22 protein-coding genes are annotated in these 21,515 nt (G+C 47.5%); 10 read left to right on the top strand and 12 right to left on the bottom strand.

The window, feature by feature from the left end; genetic code table 11:
* Positions 1-8 precede the first annotated feature (8 nt).
* Positions 9-1,022 (bottom strand): DUF294 nucleotidyltransferase-like domain-containing protein, encoded by a 1,014-nt coding sequence (locus HP399_RS26470; RefSeq protein ID WP_173618431.1) that lies wholly within the window; start codon positions 1,020-1,022, stop codon positions 9-11.
* Between the two features lie 49 nt (positions 1,023-1,071).
* A complete protein-coding gene (locus HP399_RS26465; RefSeq protein WP_173618129.1) occupies positions 1,072-2,406 on the bottom strand; it encodes an ammonium transporter in 1,335 nt (444 codons plus the stop codon).
* Positions 2,407-2,596: 190 nt separating this feature from the next.
* Here HP399_RS26465 and HP399_RS26460 point away from each other — a divergent pair, with 190 nt between their 5' ends.
* Both HP399_RS26460 and HP399_RS26455 read left to right on the top strand, forming a co-directional pair.
* Positions 2,597-3,421: a MerR family transcriptional regulator gene (locus tag HP399_RS26460; RefSeq protein WP_173618128.1), complete on the top strand. Its 825-nt coding sequence runs from the start codon at positions 2,597-2,599 to the stop codon at positions 3,419-3,421.
* Between the two features lie 78 nt (positions 3,422-3,499).
* Positions 3,500-4,639 carry an agmatine deiminase family protein gene (locus HP399_RS26455; protein ID WP_173618127.1) on the top strand — a complete coding sequence of 380 codons (1,140 nt, stop codon included), beginning with the start codon at positions 3,500-3,502 and terminating at the stop codon, positions 4,637-4,639.
* Positions 4,640-4,709: 70 nt separating this feature from the next.
* On the opposite strand, the gene HP399_RS26450 is transcribed toward HP399_RS26455, so the two are convergent.
* The 4 genes from HP399_RS26450 to HP399_RS26435 all read right to left on the bottom strand — a co-directional run bounded on the left by HP399_RS26450 (position 4,710) and on the right by HP399_RS26435 (position 7,796).
* Positions 4,710-5,957, bottom strand: a complete 1,248-nt coding sequence (locus HP399_RS26450; protein WP_173618126.1) for an MFS transporter — start codon at positions 5,955-5,957, stop codon at positions 4,710-4,712.
* 80 nt (positions 5,958-6,037) lie between these two features.
* Positions 6,038-7,222: an MFS transporter gene (locus tag HP399_RS26445; protein ID WP_173618125.1), complete on the bottom strand. Its 1,185-nt coding sequence runs from the start codon at positions 7,220-7,222 to the stop codon at positions 6,038-6,040.
* 75 nt (positions 7,223-7,297) lie between these two features.
* Positions 7,298-7,588, bottom strand: coding sequence for an ArsR/SmtB family transcription factor (locus HP399_RS26440; RefSeq protein WP_173618124.1), 291 nt, complete (start codon positions 7,586-7,588; stop codon positions 7,298-7,300).
* Between the two features lie 49 nt (positions 7,589-7,637).
* On the bottom strand, positions 7,638-7,796 hold the full coding sequence (locus tag HP399_RS26435; protein WP_017250025.1) for a hypothetical protein: 159 nt from the start codon (positions 7,794-7,796) through the stop codon (positions 7,638-7,640).
* A gap of 134 nt (positions 7,797-7,930) precedes the next feature.
* Here HP399_RS26435 and HP399_RS26430 point away from each other — a divergent pair, with 134 nt between their 5' ends.
* Positions 7,931-8,284: a toprim domain-containing protein gene (locus tag HP399_RS26430; RefSeq protein WP_173618123.1), complete on the top strand. Its 354-nt coding sequence runs from the start codon at positions 7,931-7,933 to the stop codon at positions 8,282-8,284.
* A 64-nt stretch (positions 8,285-8,348) separates the two neighbouring features.
* On the top strand, positions 8,349-8,555 hold the full coding sequence (locus HP399_RS26425) for a hypothetical protein (RefSeq protein WP_017250027.1): 207 nt from the start codon (positions 8,349-8,351) through the stop codon (positions 8,553-8,555).
* Positions 8,556-8,588: 33 nt separating this feature from the next.
* Here the strand turns inward: HP399_RS26425 and HP399_RS26420 are convergent, their stop codons facing one another.
* On the bottom strand, positions 8,589-9,368 hold the full coding sequence (locus HP399_RS26420; RefSeq protein ID WP_173618122.1) for an undecaprenyl-diphosphate phosphatase: 780 nt from the start codon (positions 9,366-9,368) through the stop codon (positions 8,589-8,591).
* A 190-nt stretch (positions 9,369-9,558) separates the two neighbouring features.
* Here HP399_RS26420 and HP399_RS26415 point away from each other — a divergent pair, with 190 nt between their 5' ends.
* Complete coding sequence (locus HP399_RS26415; RefSeq protein WP_173618121.1) at positions 9,559-10,479, top strand: CvfB family protein; 921 nt, start codon at positions 9,559-9,561, stop codon at positions 10,477-10,479.
* A gap of 77 nt (positions 10,480-10,556) precedes the next feature.
* On the opposite strand, the gene HP399_RS26410 is transcribed toward HP399_RS26415, so the two are convergent.
* Genes HP399_RS26410 through HP399_RS26400 form a run of 3 tightly spaced genes read right to left on the bottom strand, consistent with a single transcriptional unit; the run spans position 10,557 to position 14,030 of the window.
* Entirely contained in the window at positions 10,557-12,503 is a 1,947-nt protein-coding gene (locus HP399_RS26410) for a TRAP transporter permease (RefSeq protein WP_173618120.1), read from the bottom strand.
* On the bottom strand, positions 12,504-13,037 hold the full coding sequence (locus HP399_RS26405; RefSeq protein WP_173618119.1) for a DUF1850 domain-containing protein: 534 nt from the start codon (positions 13,035-13,037) through the stop codon (positions 12,504-12,506).
* A gap of 6 nt (positions 13,038-13,043) precedes the next feature.
* Positions 13,044-14,030 carry a TAXI family TRAP transporter solute-binding subunit gene (locus HP399_RS26400; protein WP_173618118.1) on the bottom strand — a complete coding sequence of 329 codons (987 nt, stop codon included), beginning with the start codon at positions 14,028-14,030 and terminating at the stop codon, positions 13,044-13,046.
* A 509-nt stretch (positions 14,031-14,539) separates the two neighbouring features.
* Between HP399_RS26400 and HP399_RS26395 the strand changes: the two genes are divergently transcribed.
* From HP399_RS26395 to HP399_RS26385, 3 genes are all read left to right on the top strand, one after another.
* On the top strand, positions 14,540-15,481 hold the full coding sequence (locus HP399_RS26395; RefSeq protein ID WP_228088364.1) for an ATP-binding protein: 942 nt from the start codon (positions 14,540-14,542) through the stop codon (positions 15,479-15,481).
* A 4-nt stretch (positions 15,482-15,485) separates the two neighbouring features.
* On the top strand, positions 15,486-16,424 hold the full coding sequence (locus HP399_RS26390) for a response regulator (protein WP_173618116.1): 939 nt from the start codon (positions 15,486-15,488) through the stop codon (positions 16,422-16,424).
* 122 nt (positions 16,425-16,546) lie between these two features.
* Positions 16,547-17,602 carry a tetraprenyl-beta-curcumene synthase family protein gene (locus tag HP399_RS26385; protein WP_173618115.1) on the top strand — a complete coding sequence of 352 codons (1,056 nt, stop codon included), beginning with the start codon at positions 16,547-16,549 and terminating at the stop codon, positions 17,600-17,602.
* A gap of 11 nt (positions 17,603-17,613) precedes the next feature.
* Here the strand turns inward: HP399_RS26385 and HP399_RS26380 are convergent, their stop codons facing one another.
* Entirely contained in the window at positions 17,614-17,787 is a 174-nt protein-coding gene (locus HP399_RS26380; protein ID WP_007722723.1) for a YlaF family protein, read from the bottom strand.
* A 119-nt stretch (positions 17,788-17,906) separates the two neighbouring features.
* Here HP399_RS26380 and HP399_RS26375 point away from each other — a divergent pair, with 119 nt between their 5' ends.
* Both HP399_RS26375 and HP399_RS26370 read left to right on the top strand, forming a co-directional pair.
* A complete protein-coding gene (locus HP399_RS26375) occupies positions 17,907-18,527 on the top strand; it encodes a PilZ domain-containing protein (protein WP_173618114.1) in 621 nt (206 codons plus the stop codon).
* Positions 18,528-19,149: 622 nt separating this feature from the next.
* Positions 19,150-20,268: a PQQ-dependent sugar dehydrogenase gene (locus tag HP399_RS26370; RefSeq protein WP_173618113.1), complete on the top strand. Its 1,119-nt coding sequence runs from the start codon at positions 19,150-19,152 to the stop codon at positions 20,266-20,268.
* On the opposite strand, the gene HP399_RS26365 is transcribed toward HP399_RS26370, so the two are convergent.
* Positions 20,240-21,496, bottom strand: a complete 1,257-nt coding sequence (locus HP399_RS26365) for an MFS transporter (protein ID WP_173618112.1) — start codon at positions 21,494-21,496, stop codon at positions 20,240-20,242. The genes HP399_RS26370 and HP399_RS26365 overlap by 29 nt on opposite strands.
* Between the last annotated feature and the right edge of the window lie 19 nt (positions 21,497-21,515).

Genomic DNA, 21,515 nt, shown 5'->3' with positions numbered 1-21,515 from the left:
ATCTCCTCCTATCCCCCAAAAACGGACGGGAGCTTTTCTGTCATTTTTTGAAGGCGGATTGCCAGCTTCATCGACTGTCGTACCATCACTTGAGTGTCAGGAGAAAGCTCCCCTAGTTTGATATAGCTATTGCTCGTGTATTGCCCATCTTCCCAATGGAGGGGAGCGATCAGTCGCAGGCCTTGAATTTGCCGGAAGTATGCGGCTACCTCGTCACAAAAGCTTTTGCTCCAGACTCCTTTTTCACCGAGTAGATCCAATCGTTCCAAGGTAGAGCTGGCAAAGATGCCATGTGCCAAGGCGAAATGCCGTACGCAATTCACCAGTGGCAAATAAATGCCGTACTTCACATTGATGGCGCCGCGGAAGCGTCCATGGACCTCAGGTAAAACTCTGCCGAAGATTCCGAGCGGCACCCGATAATGCAACGTATTGCTCACCAGTCGATTCAGCAAGAAGACATTCTCTGCAAGCAGTTGACGGAAGCGGTCATGGACGGGAGTAAAAATGGCCGATTCACCCCATAAGACACGCACATCACTTGCGAGCAGTAAATAACGGGCGTTCTCCCAGATGGGGTGAGAGACCCATCTGTCTATTTGGTCCAGCCATTGCTCGGTACTGCCTCGCCATTTTGGGGAGAGGCAAGTGACATTCCCTTGGCAGGGAGGATAGCCGGCTACCTCCAAACCAGCAACGATCGTCGCCCCCAACAACTGAAAGTAGCCATGTATTTTTTCTGTTTCCTGTTCGCTCAGATGATCTGGTAGTTGATAGACAAGACCGTTATCCTGATCGCTGATGAGTGCTTGCTCTGATCTGCCGCCACTGCCGAATTGCAAAAAGGCAAAGGGGACGGGAGGGGTGCCCAAGCCCCTTCTGGCAAGGTCGTTCACTGCGAGGAGCACCCCTTGTCGGATGAGATTGTCGTGAATCAGATTGACGACGATGGAAAAGGAAGCCAATTCCCCTGCGCGATTCAACGGGCGCAACGGAGAAGGGTCCAACAATTCTCGACGCAATAAGGCCAGCTCGCCAAAGGAGTCAACATTCCGAATTTTTTCCACTTGTTCAGGAAAGAGAGTGAGAGGTGCTGCTTTGGGTAGATGCAGCTGGTCGTACGCGTTCAGGCTGGAGTAGTTCGGGATAGCCGTATCCCCCGTGTTCGCTAAGGTCAAGTCCAACCACCTCTTCCTCTTCAGTGACTCGCAGGCCAATGGTTACTTTTAACACATACAAAATGATGAAGGCTACTATGAAAACGTAGAGCGCGGAGCCAGCCAAGCCCAACGCCTGAACCCCTAACTGATGCAGACCACCGCCATAAAACAGCCCAGGACCGCCTACGCCGACCTTTTCAGCCAACTCCGGGGTAGCGAATAAACCTGTGGACAACGTTCCCCAAATACCAGCCACCCCATGCACGGAAAATGCGAAGACAGGATCATCAATCCCCATGCGATCAAACCAAATGGATGTATAGAATGTAAGAATACCTGACATAGCGCCGATCACGACAGCCGCCCATGGATCGACGAAGGCGCAGGATGCCGTAATCGCGACGAGAGCTGCGAGCACGCCGTTGAGCATGCTTGGGATATCTGCTTTCCCCATGACGATCCAGGATATGGCGAGAGCGGCGGCAGCGCCTGCTGCGGTAGCGAGATTGGTAGTGACGGCGATATAGCCGAAAAATCCAGATGTACTGCCGAGTGTGGAGCCTGCGTTAAAGCCGAACCAGCCGATCCAAAGAAACAGGACACCTAAGACAGAGTAGACCTGGTTGTGACCAGGAATCAGATTGGAGCTGCCGTCGCGATTGTATTTTCCAATGCGAGGCTTCAAAAGGATAGTGGCGACGAGTGCGACGATGGCACCTTGGAGATGGACAACCGTAGAACCAGCGAAGTCTTGCATTCCGAGCTGTGCCAACCAACCGCCGCCCCATACCCAGTGACCGACGACAGGATAGATGAGGACAGTAAACAGTACACTGAAAATAAAATAAATGGATAGCTTGGCACGTTCAGCAAAACCGCCCCAGGCAATCGCGAGTGAAACGGCTGCAAAAGCGAGCTGAAAGAGGAAGAGAATCGAGATAGGAACAGTTGCAGCGGAAAAAGCGGAGAAAGCGTCTTTTTGCATGCCGTCAAAAAAGAATCCGGTAAGTCCGATGAAAGTGTTGCCGTCTCCAAACGTCAGACCAAAGCCAAATGCCCAAAAGGCAATCGAGCAGATGCCGAAGGTAAGGACCGTTTTGCCTGCGACGTGACCAGCGTTTTTCATGCGAGTAGAACCAGCTTCTAGCAGGGCGAATCCAACCTGCATGAGAATGACCAGAATGGCCGAGACCATGACCCATGTGGCGTCAATGGCAGACGAGAGACTTGCGACAGTAGGTTCCATCCATCCACCTCTTTTCTGTGTCATATAACCTGACACCGATTTATTTATGTCAGATTATATGACATGAAAAATCCGGTTGCAATTGTTTTTTTGCAAATAATGAAAAAACACTGATTGCAGGCATCGGCAGGGCTTCGATACGGAATGATATAATAGCTTCTGATATCATCACAGAAGGTAAGGGAGAAAAATGTACACAATCAGCAGATTTTCTCAGCTTTGCAAAATGAGTGCACGCATGTTGCGACACTATGACAAGGAAGAACTTTTGAAGCCTGTACATGTAGATACCACAAATGGGTACAGATACTATGAAAAGAGTCAATTAGAAACAGCCTTATTGATCAAGAAGCTGAAAGAATACAGATTTTCCCTGCCAGAGATTAAATCGATCCTTCAGACATCAGACAGGAAATTATTTATCGGATTGATCCACTCGAAAATAAATGAATTATCCAATGAGATGAATCGATATAGACAAATCATTGCAGAAATGCAAGAGATGATTGAAAAAAAAGCGGATATCATTCGTGGGGAAAGAAGATCGTACGATATATTGCTGGGGATGAGAAACGAAGTAAGTGTCATCAGTCAAAGATTACAGATTCGTATTGCGGATATGGACAAGTACATTGATTCTATATACGTAAAGGCGGAAGAAAATCAAGTTCAGTTACTGGGTGCTCCGTCTGTTGTGTTTTTCGATGAAGAATTTACTCCTGATCACAGCAATATTGAGTTGATGATCCCGATCGTTAATGGGGATAGCGTTGATTCATCAAGCGAATGGCAAATCAAACAACTTCCCGAACAGTTTGTTGCGACTACTTTGCATTTCGGAAGTTATGACGATATCGGATACGCCCATATGGCACTTGAAGAGTGGACAGAAAGCAACGGCTACTGCTTGGAAGGTCCACCTTACGAAACCTACTTGAAAGGCACAGAATGTGACTGTCCTGTCGAAGAATATGTGACACAGATCTCCTTTCCGGTTATGAAAAAAGCCAAATAGTAACAGCTTGACCTTGACACTATGTCAAAGCTTATTCTACTTCTGAAGAAAGCTTCCAGGACATGAGGGGATGATGAAATGAATAAGGTAATGGTACTGTGCGCAGGGGTTGTACTAACGGCTGGGATTTTAATAGGGTGTATGCCAAGTAAAGCGGAGGAGAGTCAAAGTGTGGAAAAACAATTCGTAGGCAAGTACACCATGCCTGATGAAAAAAGCAAGCATGAAGGTACGTGGTTACTATGGCCGCATAACTTTACGTATGGGAAAGGTTATCAAGAAGAGGTTGAGTCCATTTGGATCGAGATGACAGCTGCCTTAAGTGAAGGGGAAAATGTCCATATTGTCGCCTATGATCAATACGAAAAGGACTATATATATGATCTCCTGTACGAGGAAGGTATCCATATGGATAAAATTGACTTCTATATTGCTCCTACTGACGATGTATGGGCAAGAGATACTGCCCCTATCTTTGTATACGACAAGGATAAGAACTTGAAAATGATGGACTGGGGATTTAATGGATGGGGGAAGAAAACGCCGTATAAAAAAGATGCATTACTTTCAAGCAAGCTAAGCAAGCAATCAGGAATGGAAAGAATTGATTTGAATGATCTTGTACTTGAAGGTGGAGTATTTGAACTGGATGGGAATGGTACATTTTTATCGACACGCAGTGCTGTTACGAATAAGAATAGAAATCCCCAATTTTCAGAAGCAGACATTGAGGAATATATAAAAGAGTATCTTGGTGCTACGAACTTTATTTGGTTAGATGGTGTGCCTGGCCAGGACATTACAGATTTTCACATTGATGGCTTTGCTAAATTTTATGATAAGTCAACCATCATTACGATGAATGAAAATGATTTGGAAGAATGGGGTGTCCCGAATAAGGATAGAAAAACATTACTACATGCAAAGAATGCCTTTGGAAAGGCGTATCAATATGAGTATTTACCAATAACGAAACACAATGTCGTTTTAGAGAATGGAAAGGACCTGGGATACAAAGGTTCCTATATCAATTTTTATATTGGGAATACCGTTGTATTAGTTCCGAATTATGATGATCCGAATGACAAAGTGGCAAACGATATCATCCAAAAACTATACCCTGACCGTAAAGTGATTGGCATTGATGTAAGAGAGCTTTATAAACATGGCGGGATGATTCATTGTGTGACACAACAACAGCCAGTTGAAATGCCTTAAATCTTTACTGAAAAAGCCGGTGATTCCTTGAAGGAGGAAAAACCGGCTTTTTTGGTAGTAAAAAAGTTACTTAAACAGAGGAGGATTGATGTTGTGCGGTTGTTTTTCGTTTTTCTATCAGGAAGCCTGCGAAGCTCATGGCAGCGAGGAATAGTCCACTGACGAGGAAAAGCTGCTCGACAGGCCATTTGCCCATCCAGATTGCACCGAGGCTGCTGGACAATGTGCAAAAGAAAGTGAACATGAGCATATTGATCGCAAAAATTTTGCCTGTACTGTTGCTGGACGCTTTGATTTGAATGGCAGTCACGGTCGGGATACCAATGAGCGGCCCGCCGATCCCTGCCACGGCTGCTCCGAGGAAGGCAATCCAGTGAGCGGTACCTCCTGCCGTAAGCAACAGGAATCCGACTGCCTGAAACACCCATCCAACCATAATCACAAACAAATAGCGAGTATAGAACGATCGAGCCATATACAGGCTTCCTAGCAAGTTCCCGATCCCGTAAAAGCCCAACAAGACAGCTAATGTACTTCCGTTTCCTTGCTGCATGCGTTCGGCCATAAACGGGAAGCCCACTGTGTAAGTGACCTGCCAGACGAGAAAGCCCATATTGCTAAAGAGAAGAATCAAGAACAGAGCACGATTTTGTTTTAGCTCCTGTAAACCTGAGGCAATATCCCGGACGTACTGACTGGGTGTCATTTTCGTAGTAGATACGCGTTGTTGATCGGTCAACGAAATACGAATGGCATAAAGAAACAAGACGGAAATGAAATAGCTGCCTGCGTTCACAAAAAACAAAGTAGACAGCGGTATGATGGAAGCGACCAGTCCAATCGACATGGGCGCAATAATCCGAATCGTTCGGAAAGTTGTGTCCAAGATGGCATTTGCTCGCGCTAGCTGCTCTTGGGGGACCACTGATTTGAGTGCAACGGTTCGCGCTGGCTGAAACAGACTGGAGAACAACCCCAACAAGAATTGGGCTGCCAGAAAAAAAGCAAACTCTCCTACACCCATGTAGACCAGGATGCCAACCGTGATCGCGACAAGAATTCGCGCAACATCGGCTCCCACCATGAGCATTCGTGGGCTGTACCGGTCAGCCATGACTCCGCCGACGAGGTAAAACATGAGACCCGCCACCATTTCCGGGATTGCGAGCAGGCTGAGCGCCGCACCCGATTTGGTTGCTTGCAGCAAATACCAGAGTAATGCGAAGCTGTAGCATTGATCACCGATGCTTGCCGTCATTTGCGCAAGCCAAAGCTTGAGGAAAGAACTGTTTTTCCATAAAGATGGGGATGAATCCACGTTGACCCTCTCCGTCCTGCTGACTGCGATAAAATGAATTTGACCATAGCGTAGCAAGGCGAAGAGGGAAAGTAAAGGACTCATGCTCGTGCGGTTACATTTAATTTACCAGTCCTCAAAACAAAGAGAATATAGGCGATAAGAAAAGTGAAGGTGGCGAAGGTGCTGACACCTACGAAACCAAAAAGAGAATACAAACTGCCTGCGAAAGAAGAGGCAATGAAAGTCCCTATGTACATGCAAGCGTTGGCCAAGCTCGATATGGTACCGCGCGAGGTGTCGGACAATGATTGCAAGTAACCCATCAGGACAGGCACGAGTACACCGCCGAAGCAGTACATGAAGAAGAGGACAACCTGCAAAAAGCCGACTCCCGGTATGTAAGGCAAAACAAGATAGAGCAGGGCGCTGCCCAGAAACCCAACGGTCAAAATCGTATTTCTCTTCCAACGCTCGAGTAACCAACCGCTGAGTAAGCTGCCAACGGTGTTGCCAAGCCCGATAACTAAAGTGATCAAGCCAATTTCGGTAACGGATTGCTGATATTGATCGGAAAGCCATACGCCATAGAATGAAAAGACCGCATAGACACCCGTCATGAAAACGAAATAGCCGATAAAGCTGCGTGAAGCTTGTGGCAGTCGCAACAGATCCTTGTAACGTGCAAAAATAGCCACTCGGGCGTTGTTTGTTCCAAGTCCGTCTATGGGGGGAGGAGGCAATAAATCAGGAAGTTTTCGGATTATGAGTACAAAAGCTCCAAGAGAAGCAATTCCAACAGCCAAAAAAGGAAACGACCAATGATAAGCTGACAGAAAACTGCCTATAGGTACACCGATCACTTGGGAAACCGAAAGACCTGCCATGACAATCCCCATAGCTTTTCCGATACGAGCCGGGGGAAACAAAACAGGAATGGCAGCCCACACTTGAGGACCGATAAAGGCAGAGCAGGTCCCGGCAAGAAAACGAAAGAAGAGCATCGCGGTGAAACCAGGTGCAAAGGCGCATGCAAGTGTGGAAAGTGCAAATCCAAGCATACCGACTGCCATCACATGTTTCCTGTTTCGATTATCTGATAGCGGACCGGCGACTAAAGCGGCCAATGCAAATCCGAGAGCATAAGTTCCGATCAGCCAGGCTGCCTGGTTCGTGGATACGTGATATAACTCTCGCAAGGTTGGCAGCAGTGGGCTAATGATAAATGTATTCGTACCGATCAAAAACATGGTGAAGAAAAAGATCATCAAAAATAGGCGCTCCATAAAAAACTCTCCTCTTTGTTTTATAATTATATAGTTAAATAACTTTTGAACTAATGCGTAAAAAAAGGATACCAATCACAAGGTATCTAAAAAGCCAGGCAGTATTTGATTGAAGGTTTCTTTATATATGCTCATGTACCGTGCTTGTCCATCCTTTCTGACTTTGATCAGTCCTGCCTCTCGAAGTGTCTTGAAATGATAGGAGGCATTTGACTTGGAAGTGTCGCAGGTAAAGCCCACTTCTGTACAATTCAGCTCGTTGCCGGAATGATACAAGGTCTTTAAAATGGCTAGTCTTGTCTCATCTGCCAACGCTTTAAAAATCTTGATTCGCTTTTCGGTTAGTTCAAGTTGTTCAATATTCATAAAACTATCTTACTAAGGAAACTCTATCCAGGCAACCATTTCATTCCTTTTATTTTTGATTCTTCCTATTTTCGTTGTTGTGTTGATGCTGATAGGAAGATCCTTGGTTGTCTTCGGTATGCGTATCATCCGCAACCGTACTGCTGGTTAGTCCTGCTACGGCTAATCCTTTTTGATTCAGGTTTTTGGCGCTTTTGAATTTGGACATGTTACTACCCCCTGTTTGGTAATGGATGCTTCCTTAAGATGTCTTGTTTCGAAGGGGAGTAGTCATCCTCATTTTCCTAGATGGCAGTTGAGGTATACTAAATAAAAATGGCGTGTCAAGAAGGAGGGGAGCGGATGGCAGGGTGTGTCATGATCGTTGAGGGGAAGACAGACAAAGAACGCTTGCTTCGGGTGCTAGCTGAGCCTGTCACCATTCTTTGTACATACGGTTCCTACAGCTTGGAAAAAGGGGAGAAGTTGCTCGCCCAAACGGAAGATGCAGAAGAGGTATATCTTTTTACCGATGAAGATGACAGCGGGAAAAAATTGCGAACGAATCTAAGTGAAGACTTTCCTGATGCGATCCATCTGCATACGCCGAAAATGTACAGAGAGGTTGCCGACACGCCTCTTTCGGTACTGGCAGAAATTTTGGAGCGAGCAGGCTTTGCGGTTATTGTGCCTCATCCTGATCTTGGAGAGCGGTAAGGGGATAAAACACCGTTTCATCGGCTATAACAGTAGTAAATGGAATGGTGGAGGTGCGAGGTAATTGCGTAGTTTGATGACATTTTTTAATCGAATGAACATTATGGTGTGGCTGGTAGGTATCTTTGTTGCTCACGCCGCGCTCTATCTGGTGCTGGGGACGGCGACGTGGCTGGCTACCTCGCTTTTGGCAACAGCGTTCTACGGCATTATTTTATTGGTAGGCAAATTAATTGCCAGCCGTTATCCAGACAAGGAAGAAAGCAGATGAAAGCCGGCGAGCAAGCAGCCGGCTTTTTTCGCATTACCAGCCCAAGAGTTGCATGAGTAAAATTAATCCACCCAATACCCAGACGTAGATAGCGAAGCCCTTCATCGAGCCTGTACTGATGATTGTAAGCATCCAGCGAATGGCTACATATCCAGCTAGTCCGGCAAACATGGTGCCCACGAGCATCGGGATCAATAAAGCTGTTTCAAGCGGTGTTTCTACGAGCTTGGCTGTTTGCAAGACACAAGCACCCAGAATCGCGGGCAAGGATATTAAAAACGAAAAGCGCGCAGCGTCAGCACGGTCGATTCCGCGCATGAGAGCGCCAGCAATCGTCAGTCCTGAGCGGGAAATAGCAGGCAGGATCGCAGCACCTTGCAGTGTCCCGATGATGAGGGCGTCCGTGTAGTTGATTTCCTCGAATCTTCGATTTCCACGGCGCATGGACTCCACCGCCCAGAGGATCGCGCCTGTCGCAAGAAATTCCCACCCGATCGTAATGCCTGTCTGCGAGATTTCTTCAAAATAATCTTCAAAGGCGAGTCCGATTACTGCTGTAGGGATCGTGCCTACGACCAATAGCTTTGTCAGCTTGCTCATTGGATTCATGATGATAAAACGAACCTGTGGCCAAAAGACGATAACGACAGCGATCAGCGTACCGAAATGAAGCATCGTGTCAAATAAAAGGCCTACCTCCTGCATGCCAAACATTTTGCGAAACAGGACGAGATGACCCGTGCTTGATATCGGTAAAAATTCAGTCAAGCCTTGTACAATGCCGAGAAAAATATGTTCAAGCAACAACAGCATAGGCAAGAGTCACTCCAGTCTTGAAAAAGTAGGGCCAAGCCAGTCTTACTGTCATATGTATGTCTGTGAATGGAAGACTTGCCTATTTCGTTACGCATCGTTATTTTGTTAGAAAAAAGTTGTGGTATTTTCTTGCGGGGGATGGGTATAGTTAGTGTGCACAATGGTAGAGAGCGAGGAAAAAATACATATGTACAAAAGACAAATGCGTGAAAAGCGTGAGCCCCAAATCATTCAGAACGGAAATTTGGCGGCAGGGATGACGCTTACCATGACGGTAGCGCGAAAAACGGAAATCGGCTATTTTTTGAGCGATGGCAAAGATGAAGTGTTTCTTCATGCCAATGAAGCGCACGAACGTTTACATATCGATGATGAGGTCGAAGTGTTTTTGTACCATGATCACGAGAACCGACTGGCTGCGACCATGGACATGCCTCATGTCGGCATGGGTGAATACGGCTGGTTGGAAGTAGTGGACATTTCTTCGCGCATGGGTGTATTCCTGGACAACGGCATTAACAAGGATCTGCTCTTGTTCATCGATGACCTGCCTAAGCATAGCGATGAATGGCCGCGTCCCAAGGATCAAATGCTAGTAGCGCTGAAGCAAGACAAGCTCGGCAGACTCTTGGCAAAGCCGGTCACTGAAAACGAAATCGTCAAGATCGCAGCAATGGCAGATCAGAGTATGAAGAACAAGTCTGTCGAAGGTACGGTCTACAAATTGATTCAAGCAGGTGCATTCTTGTTGACGGAGGACGAGCATATCCTCTTCATTCATCGTGATGAAATGGTGGGGCGTCTGCGCCTCGGACAAACTGTGTGCTGCCGCATCAGCTTTGTTCGTGAGGATGGCCGTCTGAACGGTTCTATGAAAGAGCGCAAGGAAGTACAGTATGGCGAAGATGCGGACAAGCTGCTGCGCTATTTGATCAATCGTGATGGGGCGATGCCTTATACCGATTCGACAGAAGCGGATGTCATCCGTGAAAAATTCCAAATGAGTAAGTCCAGCTTCAAGCGGGCACTCGGCAAGCTGATGAAGGAACGTCGTGTGGAGCAAGTAGACGGCTGGACCAAAATCATTCGAGACGGACAAGAAGAATAAACGAAGAAAACCCTCCTAGGCAAGAGAACTTCCTGGTAACAGGAAACGAATGCTTGGGAGGGCTTTTGCTTGTTTTCTTACATCGTCGTTTGTATAGATTGTTTTTGCTTACGTGCTTTGTAATACGATAATGCGAATACGAGCGCGAGCAAAATAAAGCCGGGAATGTCTGTTGTAATTCCAGGGATGACGGCGAGCACACCGCCTACACAAGCGAGGATACGCTCTAAAACGTTGAGTCTGGACATCCAGTAGCCGATCAACCCTGCCCCCACGCCGATCATTCCAATCGTAGAGGTAAACATCACCCAAATCGACTCCAAAAAGGTGGTATCAATCAAGAGCAAGGCTGGTGAAACGACGAAGATATAGGGAGCCATAAAGGCGGCAATCGATAGCCGCGTGGATTCTACACCTGTTTTGATCGGTTTTGACTTGGCAATGCCTGATGCGGCGAAGGCAGCAAGCGCAACCGGCGGCGTGATGTCTGCAACGATTCCGAAATAGAACGTAAACATGTGCGCAGCGATATCAGGCACTCCCAATTGAATAAGCGCCGGGGCAGCGATGGTAGAAGTGATAATGTAGTTCGCCGTCGTAGGTGTTCCCATGCCCAAGATAAGCGATGCGATCATCGTGAAGAACAGGGTAAGGAAAAGCTGACCGCCAGCCAGATCAATCAAACCGTTTGCCAGCTTTAATCCGATCCCAGTCAACGTAATCGTACCAACGATGATTCCGGCACACGCAGTTGCGGCCACGACACCGAGAGCCATTCTGGCACCTGAGGCAAGTGCTTCTAAAATATCAGCAATAGACATGCGGGTTTCTTTGCGGAAGGCGCCCACGATAATAGTGGAGACGATGCCGATAATCGCGGAGCGCTCGGCTGATATGTTCATCATCAAGGCTGTAATAATGATCACGATGGGGAGGAGCAAGTACATTTTTTTCAAAACTTCTTTTTTGTTCGGCAATTCTTCCTTCGAGAGGCCGCGCAACCCGAGTCGTTTTGCTTCGAAGTGCGTCATAATCCAGATGCCCACGAAAAATAAAATCGCAGGAAGAATCGCAGATTTGGCGATTTCCAAGTAAGGAACGCCGATGAACTCCGCCATCAAAAAGGCAGCAGCCCCCATGACAGGCGGCATGATTTGTCCACCAGTAGAGGACGAGGCTTCCACTGCCGCGGCAAATTCGGAACGATAGCCGAGCCGTTTCATCATCGGGATGGTAAAGGCGCCGGAGGTAACTACATTGGCAACAGAACTGCCGCTAATCGTCCCTTGCAGGGCGCTGGAAAAAACGGCCACCTTCGCAGGACCGCCGATTCGTCTACCTGCAATGACCAGCGACAAATCGTTAAAATAATCACCGACCCCTGTTTTTTCGAGAAAGGCGCCAAACAGCACAAACAAAAAGATAAAGGTAGAGGAAACGGCGAGCGGAGTACCGAGAATACCCTCTAGTGTGTAGTAGCTGTGCCCGATAATCCGCTCGACATCACTGCCGCGATGCTCCAAAAAGCCTGGCATGTAAGGTCCGAAGTAGGTGTATAAAAGAAAAATAGTGGCGATTAGAGCAATTGGGATTCCGACGACTCGTCGTGCAGCCTCTAGGACGAGCACGGTGGCAATACCGCCGACCACCATATCCATCGTCGTATAGTTACCTGTTCGGGTCACGAGTCCTTCGTAGTCAATGACCCAATACAGTGATACAAAAACACCTAACAGGGCGAGAATCATGTTCACGATTCCGATTTTGTTATGGTTGCCTTTGGAAGTCCCCGCATATAACAGATAGACAAGTGCCAGTCCGAAGGCCAAGTGGATCGGACGATGAATCTGGGGAGGCAGCGTGAAGAAAAGCGTGCTGGATAACTGGTACAGGGAGAAGAGGACAAGTAGACCAAAAGAGATCCACTTCATGGGACCCGCGAGCTGGCGTGTGGCTGATTCCTTGTCGTATTGCGCGATCAGCTTATCCATCTCTTTCTGGTTCATATTCGTTGTTGTACTCATCTAGTAACCTCCTAACTCGCTCAGAATGGATCGCTTTTCTGCTTGAATCGTGATGGCTTCTCCTGGCTTATCGATCAAGCTCAACGGAATGTCCTGTCCAGCGAAAAGCAACGTATGATTAGCCCGTACTTGCCCGATAAATAGCCGTAGGGCAGGAAAAGAGCGCTGCATATTGCGAATATGAAATCGTCCATCGGCCAGAACCAGCTCCTCGCCAGGAGCCAATTCATTTTCCATGCCGATACCGTAGTCGTGAAAGCTCATCTCTGACAAAATAATTTGACCGTCTACAATCCGGTATTGCTCCTCGATTGTGGAGCGATGAATGGAATGAGTCCAGCGGATGCCAAAGGCTGCTTCATCCTGGATATTGGCACTCCAAACTACCTGATTCGACCGTGTATCCCGGATAACCAGGGCGGGAATCAGCGGAGTGGAGATGCCCGCATAAATGACAATGACGAGAAGAGAGAAGGAGAAAAGGCGGAACAGCGTCCGCCCTCTTCCCTTTGTTACTGTCTGGATAAAAACCATCTGGCTCTACTTCACGCCTTTTTCGTCAAAGTACTTTTGGGCACCCGGATGAACAGGGATGCTGACGCCGTTCTTTACGTTCTCTAGCTTGATTTCCTTGGCTTTGGCGTGACCGAGCTTGTCGCTGTTCTCAAAGATCGCCTTTGTTACTTTGTACACGAGGTCTTCACTGAGATCGGAGCGAATCAAAAGCATTGATTTGACGGAGACGGTGGTCACTTCTTCCGGAACGGTTTGGTACGTATTGGCAGGGACCGTTGTTTTCACGTAGTAAGGGTATTTGGCGATGATTCCATCGATTTTGTCCGCGTCAATTGGAATGATTTTTACACCAGTTGTCGCGGCTAGCTCCGTGATTGCTGCGGTAGGCGTACCGGCAGTTTGGAAGGCGGCATCCAATTGACCGTCCTGAATGGCTTTGGCGGAGTCAGCAAACGAGAGGCGCTGGAGCTTGGTATCTTCAAAGGTCATTCCATATGCTTCCAAAATTTGCTGAGCGTTCACTTCTGTGCCGCTTCCCGGAGCGCCTACGGATACGCGCTTATCTTTCAAATCGGCAACGCTTTTAATATTGCTGTCAGCAGAGACGACGATTTGGATGGTTTCATCGTAGAGAGCGCCCAATGCTTGGAAGGAATCAATTTTACCGTCTTGCTGGAACATGTTCGTTCCCTTTGACGCATACTCGGCAATGTCGTTTTGCGTGAAGGCGAGGTCCGCCTTTTTATCGCGAATGAGGCGAATGTTTTCAGCTGAAGCGCCTGTGGCTTGTGCTGTAGCAGTGATGCCAGCGTTTTTCGTGATATGGTCAGCCATGCCACCACCGAGTGGGAAATAGGTGCCGCCTGTACCGCCTGTTGCAATAATTAGTTGGGAGGGATCGGCGCTTCCTCCACCTGCACCTCCTTGTGTAGAGTTGCCGCCACCACATGCCGTCATGAGCGACATGGACAGAAGTAGTGTGAGCGAGAGAAGAAAATGACGCTTCTTCAAGATAATTCCCCCTTAGTCTAAAAATTCTGTTTATATAGCTTTCTTTGGCATTGTAAGGGGAGGTCTATAAAAAACTACAAAATTCTATAGAAAAATATAGTAAACTAAGAAATAAACGTTAACGATTTTTTGAACAATTTCATATGAGGAAGTGCGGGCAACATTTTATGAGAGAGAATTTTTCGATCCTGCTGCTTATGCTCATTGCTGTCCCGATTGCCGGGGAGCTCAAATTTCACCCGTTTCAAGATGATTTTCGCATTAGCTTTGGTACAACGGCTTTTTTCTTTTTTTTATTGTGGCTACGTCCTTCTTTCTTGGCAGGAATAGTTACAGGAATAATTGTTGTTCTATTTCGAATAGTCTTGGATTTCTTATATGAAGATGTCTTTTCGGTTCTGTCTTCTCTTCAGATGCACTTCCCCGCCTTTTGCTATTACGTTACCTTTGCTTGTCTTTTCTCGCTCTTTCGCGTTAATACACTACATCATCGACCGCTTTGGGTGGGAATGTTGGGGACGGGCGCAGAAATAGCAGCCAATTTGGTAGAGCTGTCCTTTCGTGCTGTGTCCTGGGAGGGAGTCTTTCAGCTGGAGGTCGTAGGGCCGATTGCTGTCATTGCATTGATACGTAGTTTTTTTGTCCTTAGTTTTTTCAATATGATTCAGCTGCGTCAGGCGAAATGGATGGAAAAGCAACAGCGTAATCGAAACGAACAGATGTTGATGCTCATCTCCAATTTGTACGAGGAATCTGTTCTTCTAAAAAAGACATTGCATCAGGTTGAGGATATCACGCGTAACTGCTATGAGCTGTATCGTGAGATGGACGAGGTGGAACATAAGGATGGGACGAGCAAGCGATACGCGAAGCGGCTGCTGTCCCTTGCCGGACAAGTGCATGAAGTGAAAAAGGACAATCAACGCATATATGCAGGCCTCTCCAAGCTGATTTCTGACGAGAAAGAACGAGACTATATGCCACTGGGCGAATTAATAGCGATCATTGTTCAGGGCCAACGAAAGTACGCGAGACTGTTGGAGAAGGACATTCAGTTTGAAACGAATGTGGAGGTGCCGTATCTCGCTTGCCACATTTACACGACACTCTCACTCATCAACAATCTAGTCGGCAACAGTGTCGAAGCCATCCGCGACCGGGGGATGGTATCGATCGTTGCTTCGATTGACGAGAGTCGGGAGTGGATTCATTTTGTTGTAACCGATGATGGGCCAGGTATTGTGGTGAAGGACAAGGAGCTCTTGTTCATGCCTGGATTCACTACCAAATACGACGTATCAGGCAGGCCTTCCACGGGGATTGGGCTATCATACGTTAAGGAAGTGACAGACAGTATCCAAGGAATGATTGATTTAGTCGAGGACTCATACGGACAAACAACACAATTTTGCATTCGCCTGCCAATCGCAACTCTGATTCAGAAAGGGTGACCTAATGCGCTACTTCATCGTGGACGACGATCCTGGGATTCGATTCATGCTCGGTCAAATGATTGAGGATGCTGATTTGGGAGAGGTATGTGGGGAAGCGGAGGATGGCTCACAAATTGACCACGATTTTTTGAATTGGAAGCAAGTAGACATCTTGTTGATTGATCTTTTGATGCCGAAACGAGATGGCATTGAAACAGTGCGCCAGTTAAGGCGTTTTACAGGCAAAATTGTCATGATCTCGCAAATCGAAACGAAGGAGATGATCGCTGAGGCGTATGCGACAGGGATCGAATACTACGTGACCAAACCGGTGAATCGACTGGAGGTCATCAGTGTTCTGCAAAAGGTACGGGAACGCATATTGCTGCAGCAATCCATCGAGGGTATTCAGCGGTCACTTTCCGTCTTGTCCGGCAGTATTAACATAACGGCAGCTCTTACCAAAGAAGCATCGTATCCTGAAAAGGGCATCTTGTCTTCCGCACGGTTTCTCTTAACTGAACTGGGGATGATTAGCCAAAAAGGCAGCAAAGATTTACTCGACATGATGGAGTGGCTGTATCGCTGGGAGAAGGAAATGGATGGGGAAGTGAATCTCCCACCTTTACGCGATATTTTTTGGGCAATTGCTGCCCGCAAGCTGGGAAAGGGAGTGACTGTCCTGATCCAAAAGGAAACAAAGGCCGCTGAGCAGCGAGTTCGCAGAGCCATCTATCAGGCATTAACTCATTTGGCTTCCCTTGGGCTGACCGACTACAGTAATCCCAAATTCGAGAGCTATGCGACCACGTTCTTCGATTTTACTGAGGTGCGAAAACGCATGCTGGAGCTTGAGAATCAGATGGAAATGACGATCTCTTCTACTCGTATCAATACCAAAAAGTTTATTTTTGTACTCTATATGGAGTCAAAAAGGCGAATTGGTGTATTTCAGGGCTGACTTTTGGAGTAGGCATCCAAATGTGATAAGATATTTCTATTGGTCATGAGCGAGGGCTTCGATGTAAGCTGGTAAAAGCTTTGGAATGCCTCCGTTTTACATTTGTTTTGGGAGGGAAATAAGTGAGCGAACTACGTAATCCATGGCAGCTACTTTACCGAGTCTATCGTCATGTGCAACCTGTTCTGGAGCGAGAGTTTGCGGCTTGGTACAAAAGAGCGCAGGCGATTCCCAATCCCGAGCTGAGAAAACAGGCACAAGACAGCATGAACTCCAAAAAGTTTCACTGCCAAGGGGGATGTGTTTATGCAGCACAGGTCATCCCGCATGTAGAGACAATTGTCCCGCTGATTGTCGCCTACCAAACAATTAGTGACTACTTGGATAATCTGTGTGATCGCAGCACGTCACTAGACCCGGAAGACTTCCGTCAGCTTCACGTGTCGATGCAGGATGCACTGACACCAGGCGCGCCCTTGCGAGATTATTATTTGTACCGTGAGGATAAGGATGACGGCGGCTTTTTGGCTGGGCTGGTTCAGACCTGTCAACAGCATGTCGCACAATTGCCAGCCTATGAAAAAATCCAGACAAAGATACTCGAGTTTTCTTGTTTGTATAGCGATTTACAAGTATACAAGCACATTGATCCCCAGTTGCGCGAGGATCACTTGTTGACGTGGTGGGATCAGTACAAAGAACGCTATCACGAATTGTACTGGCAAGAATTTGCGGCTGTCACAGGCTCGACCATCGGGATATTCGCTCTTTTTTGCTTGGCGACTGATCCAGATGTAAAGGAAGAGCAAATTCAAACGGTAAGCGAAGCTTACTTTCCGTGGCTGTGCGGGTTACATATTTTATTAGACTATTTAATTGACCTGGAAGAAGATAAAATGGGTGGAGATTTAAACTTCGTGAGCTATTACGATTCGGAACGAATAGCGACTGAACGCTTGAAGCTTTTCATAGAACAAGCAAAGGCAAGCGTTAAACGCTTGCCAAATCCTGCATTTCACCGTATGATCGTGGACGGGCTAGTCGCGTTTTATCTCGCGGATCGCAAGGTAAATCGGAGCCAGCCACACATTTATACTATCGCTAGACAACTGCTGAAGCAGGCTAAGGGCTTGCCCTCTGTCCTATTTTATGTGAACAGTTTGCTTGTACGGCGATAACGGAGAAGAGGTTAGCGCATATGCTTGCGCTTGTACGAAAAGCCAAATCCCATCAACGAGAAGGCAACAACGATACAGCCAAGGATACCGAGGGGGCTTTTTTCCCCAATGGCAATGCCAACTCCGATGAGACAGGCGGTTACCAAAAATGCCAAAGCCAGTGTTACCAATTGATAACGATTCATCGGTCTGTAACCTCCTATCTGTCAATGTTCCCATTATACCTTATTTTCCGCGAAAAGCATCCAGGTAAAGATTTCGGAAATCCCGGTAATATATTTGTGCGAAGTGGTGGAGAACGCAGATGGAAAGCATAATACAAATTAGAAAAGGGAATCGAGTGATAGAAGGTCATGTTACCTATGAAGAAGGGGACTTGATCGAAGCCGTATTTCCCAGCCCATTGGATGTCACTGTAGGGGATCAGATCCCTTGTCTATTGACGGCTGATTATGAAACGATCAATACGTTTGAAGCCGTGGTCGTGGCTAAAGACAAAAATCGCTTGTTTTTGTTCCACTCTCCAACAGCTACTGAGTTTCGGGAACAGCGCAGACGCTATCCCCGTTTCGACATGGAGGTTAAGGGATGGATCCAGTATCCGACGCAGGAACCAGACTCATTTTTTTCCGTTTATAGTCAAATGGTGTACTTGGTGAATTTGAGCCTGGGAGGCTTGGCATTCCGCTCAGATAAACAGATTCCTGCGGATCAGCAAATTGTCTTTTCTTTTGAATTGTATGGTCGCAATCGCCCGGATGGGGTAGTGAAAACTGACCTGGTTATCATTCATGAACGAATAGAGGGACCGAACTGTTTTTACGGCTGTACGATCAAAGGAATCAATGCACGTCATTTTCACAATTTGCGAAAGTACATTTTGCATCGGCAAATCGAGGAACGAAGACAAGTGAATATCGAGTAGGTCTTTTCGTGAATTGGTTCAATGGGGACCAATTTTTTTTTGCTTTTTTGGCAGTGAGATTGGAGTAGCTGTAGGGGAGGGAAGAAGCGGATTTCCAGTCTACGCTTCGGCCTACGCCCTGCGGGGAGGCGGGGACTGTCCGCTACGGAATGAATGTCGGGAGCGCCTCAAAAGTAGATGTTCGAGGATGAATTTTCAGAGGGTGAGGCTGAAAACCCCCGACATACATTCCTTCGCTGAGATGGGCTCCAGAGGCGCTTGGACTGGAAATCCGCTTCTTCCCACGCGGCTTCATTCGCATTTGAAAAGGCATCAAAGAGATGAACTTGCAAAGAAAAACCGGAAAAGACTTCATGGCTAACCAAGCAAACGATCTAAAACTGGACGTCCACCTCAGCTGTGGGAACACGGTGATATGTTTGGAAGGAGACCGCCCGAAAGAAGAGAGGATACAGGCGACTGGAAAACATGTCACCGGGCTTCGGCCCCGGCACAACTGCTGGAGGACATCCAGATAGATTTTTTGCGAAGCCAAGAGGAACATAAGCGTGCATTAGCGAAACTTTGTCTAAAATGCTTCCTGGTTCCTACTGGACAAATCGCACAGGGAGGAAAACGTGAGATGTGGAAAAAATGGATGCTGTGTGTGCTTACCTTGATCTTGAGTATGCCGGTTGTGGCTTGCGAAGCGAATCCTACAACAGTATCGCAGCCAACTCAACAGTCTCTTCCATATCGGATGGTGGTAGTGGCTGATCAATTAGATGTACCTTGGGCCATGGATATAGCCGCGGATGGTCGGATCTTTTTCACAGAGCGACCAGGAAGAGTGCGAGTGATTCAGTCAGGCAAGCTGCTTCCGGAACCGCTCATCTCATTCCCTGCCCCGTTCATAAGCGAGGGAGAAGGCGGGCTGTTGGGCCTTGTGCTCGATCCCGATTTTGTGAATAACCACTACTTGTACGTTTACCATACATACAAAGAGGGAGAGGCTACTTTCAATCGTGTCCTGCGACTACGAGAAGTAAACCATGCAGCACAGATTGATAAGGTACTCCTCGACAAAATCCCGGGAAGCTCGATCCACAACGGAGGACGGATCAAAATTGGTCCGGATCAGCGTCTATATATTACGACAGGCGATGCGCATGAGCCAATGCTTGCGCAAGATCGGGCAAGTCTCGCCGGAAAAATTTTGCGCATTAATCTGGATGGAACCATTCCTGCCGACAATCCTTTTTCCGGCTCACCTGTATATAGCTATGGACATCGCAACCCGCAAGGCATCGCATGGTATCCGGATACCGGGATACTCTACAGCTCAGAGCACGGCCAGATTGCACATGATGAGATCAATCGGATCGAGCCGGGCGCAAATTACGGCTGGCCGGTCATTTCCGGTGAACAGCAAAAAGAGGGGATGAAAACCCCCCTCCTGCAAAGCGGTGATACGACATGGGCTCCTTCTGGCATGACGTTTGTATCCAAAGGGCCGTGGAAAGGACAACTGCTCGTAGCGAACCTCAGGGGTAAGCAGCTTCAAAAAATTAGCTTAGACGCTACTCGACCTGATACGGTATTGGAGACTGCTACTTTGTTCCAAGACGAGTTTGGACGATTGCGCGATGTGGTCGAAGGAAAAGGCGGCACACTTTATTTGTTGACCAACAACCGTGATGGTCGTGGAGATCCGAGAGAAGGGGACGATAAAATTATCCGACTCGTTCCGATCCAGCCGTAGCGGTAGCAACAGCCACGTCATTTGTTCGTTTCCCCCAAATCCATTGTTGTAAGAGGACAGCGCCTCCGCCAATCGCAGCGATTAACATTCCGACCCATAAAAAAGCAGTGTTTGGACCCCAGATGGTCATAATGACGCCACCGAGCAACGGAGCAATAATGAAAGTGGCGCTCGTCAATGAATCGATAATTCCCCTCACGCGGCCCAGTGCTTGCGGGGGGCTTTCTTTTTGTACTAGATAATTGGCGCCGACCGAAGTCAGACCTGTTCCGACTCCAGCCAATATTGCGGGAATCAACAGCCAATACATGCCATATCCCGGCTGGAAAAGTCCAATCCACGAAAAACTAATTCCAATGAGCAAAACGCCACCGCCCAGCACCCACCCGTAGGAAGGAATCTCTTTTAAGCGATGTAGCAAGGTGACGGTGACAAGTGCGCCTAATCCAATGACACTGACCGTAAACCCGAGCATTTCCGGATTGTCGGGCAGCTTCTCGCGGAAGATCACGGGAAACTGTGTATCCGCCAACTGAATCGCCAACGAGGTAACGGTTGCGAAGATCGTGCTGAACAACAAGACACGGTTTTGTAAAAAGATGCGCCAGCCCTCTTGCCATGCTTGACGGTAAGGGAGAGGCTGCTCTTCTACGAATGTACGAGTCAACGTATTCTCCACTTTACGAATCGTGAACAGAAATCCAGTAGAGAGAAGGAAGGTCGAAGCATTAATCATTAGACAAATGGCGGGTGCAAAAACGGCCGCTACCAATCCTCCGGCAAGTGGTCCGATCAATTTCCCCATCTGGTATACGGCTCCATTCAAAGCAGAGGCTTGTAACAATTGATTCTCAGGTACGATTTGACGCGTCAAGGTCTGTTGCGCTGGATCATTGAAGACAGAGGCACTTGAACGCAGGGCAATGACTACCAGGAACCAGAACGGAGTAGGCATGGCAAGCAGGAGTAGAGTGAGGGCAGCCTGAATGATATTCATCGTCATGATCATACGTACCTTGTTCACGCGGTCTGCAAGCACCCCGGCAAACTGCCCGAGCAAAATGCTTGGAGCTGCATAGGCAACGGGCAGGAGAGCCATCGTCATCGGATCAACCTTCCACACAAAACCCAATAGGATGGATACCGCAATAAAATCAAACCAATCGCCAAGCGTAGACAGTCCGTAAGAGATGAACAGCGTGCGAAACTTTCTATTTTCTTTTAACAAAAAAATCCCTCCATCGATC

The sequence above is a fragment of the Brevibacillus sp. DP1.3A genome, assembly GCF_013284245.2.
GTDB lineage: Bacteria > Bacillota > Bacilli > Brevibacillales > Brevibacillaceae > Brevibacillus.
Note: the sequence above shows the minus strand (reverse complement) of the source record. Positions and strands in the feature narration are given on the sequence as shown.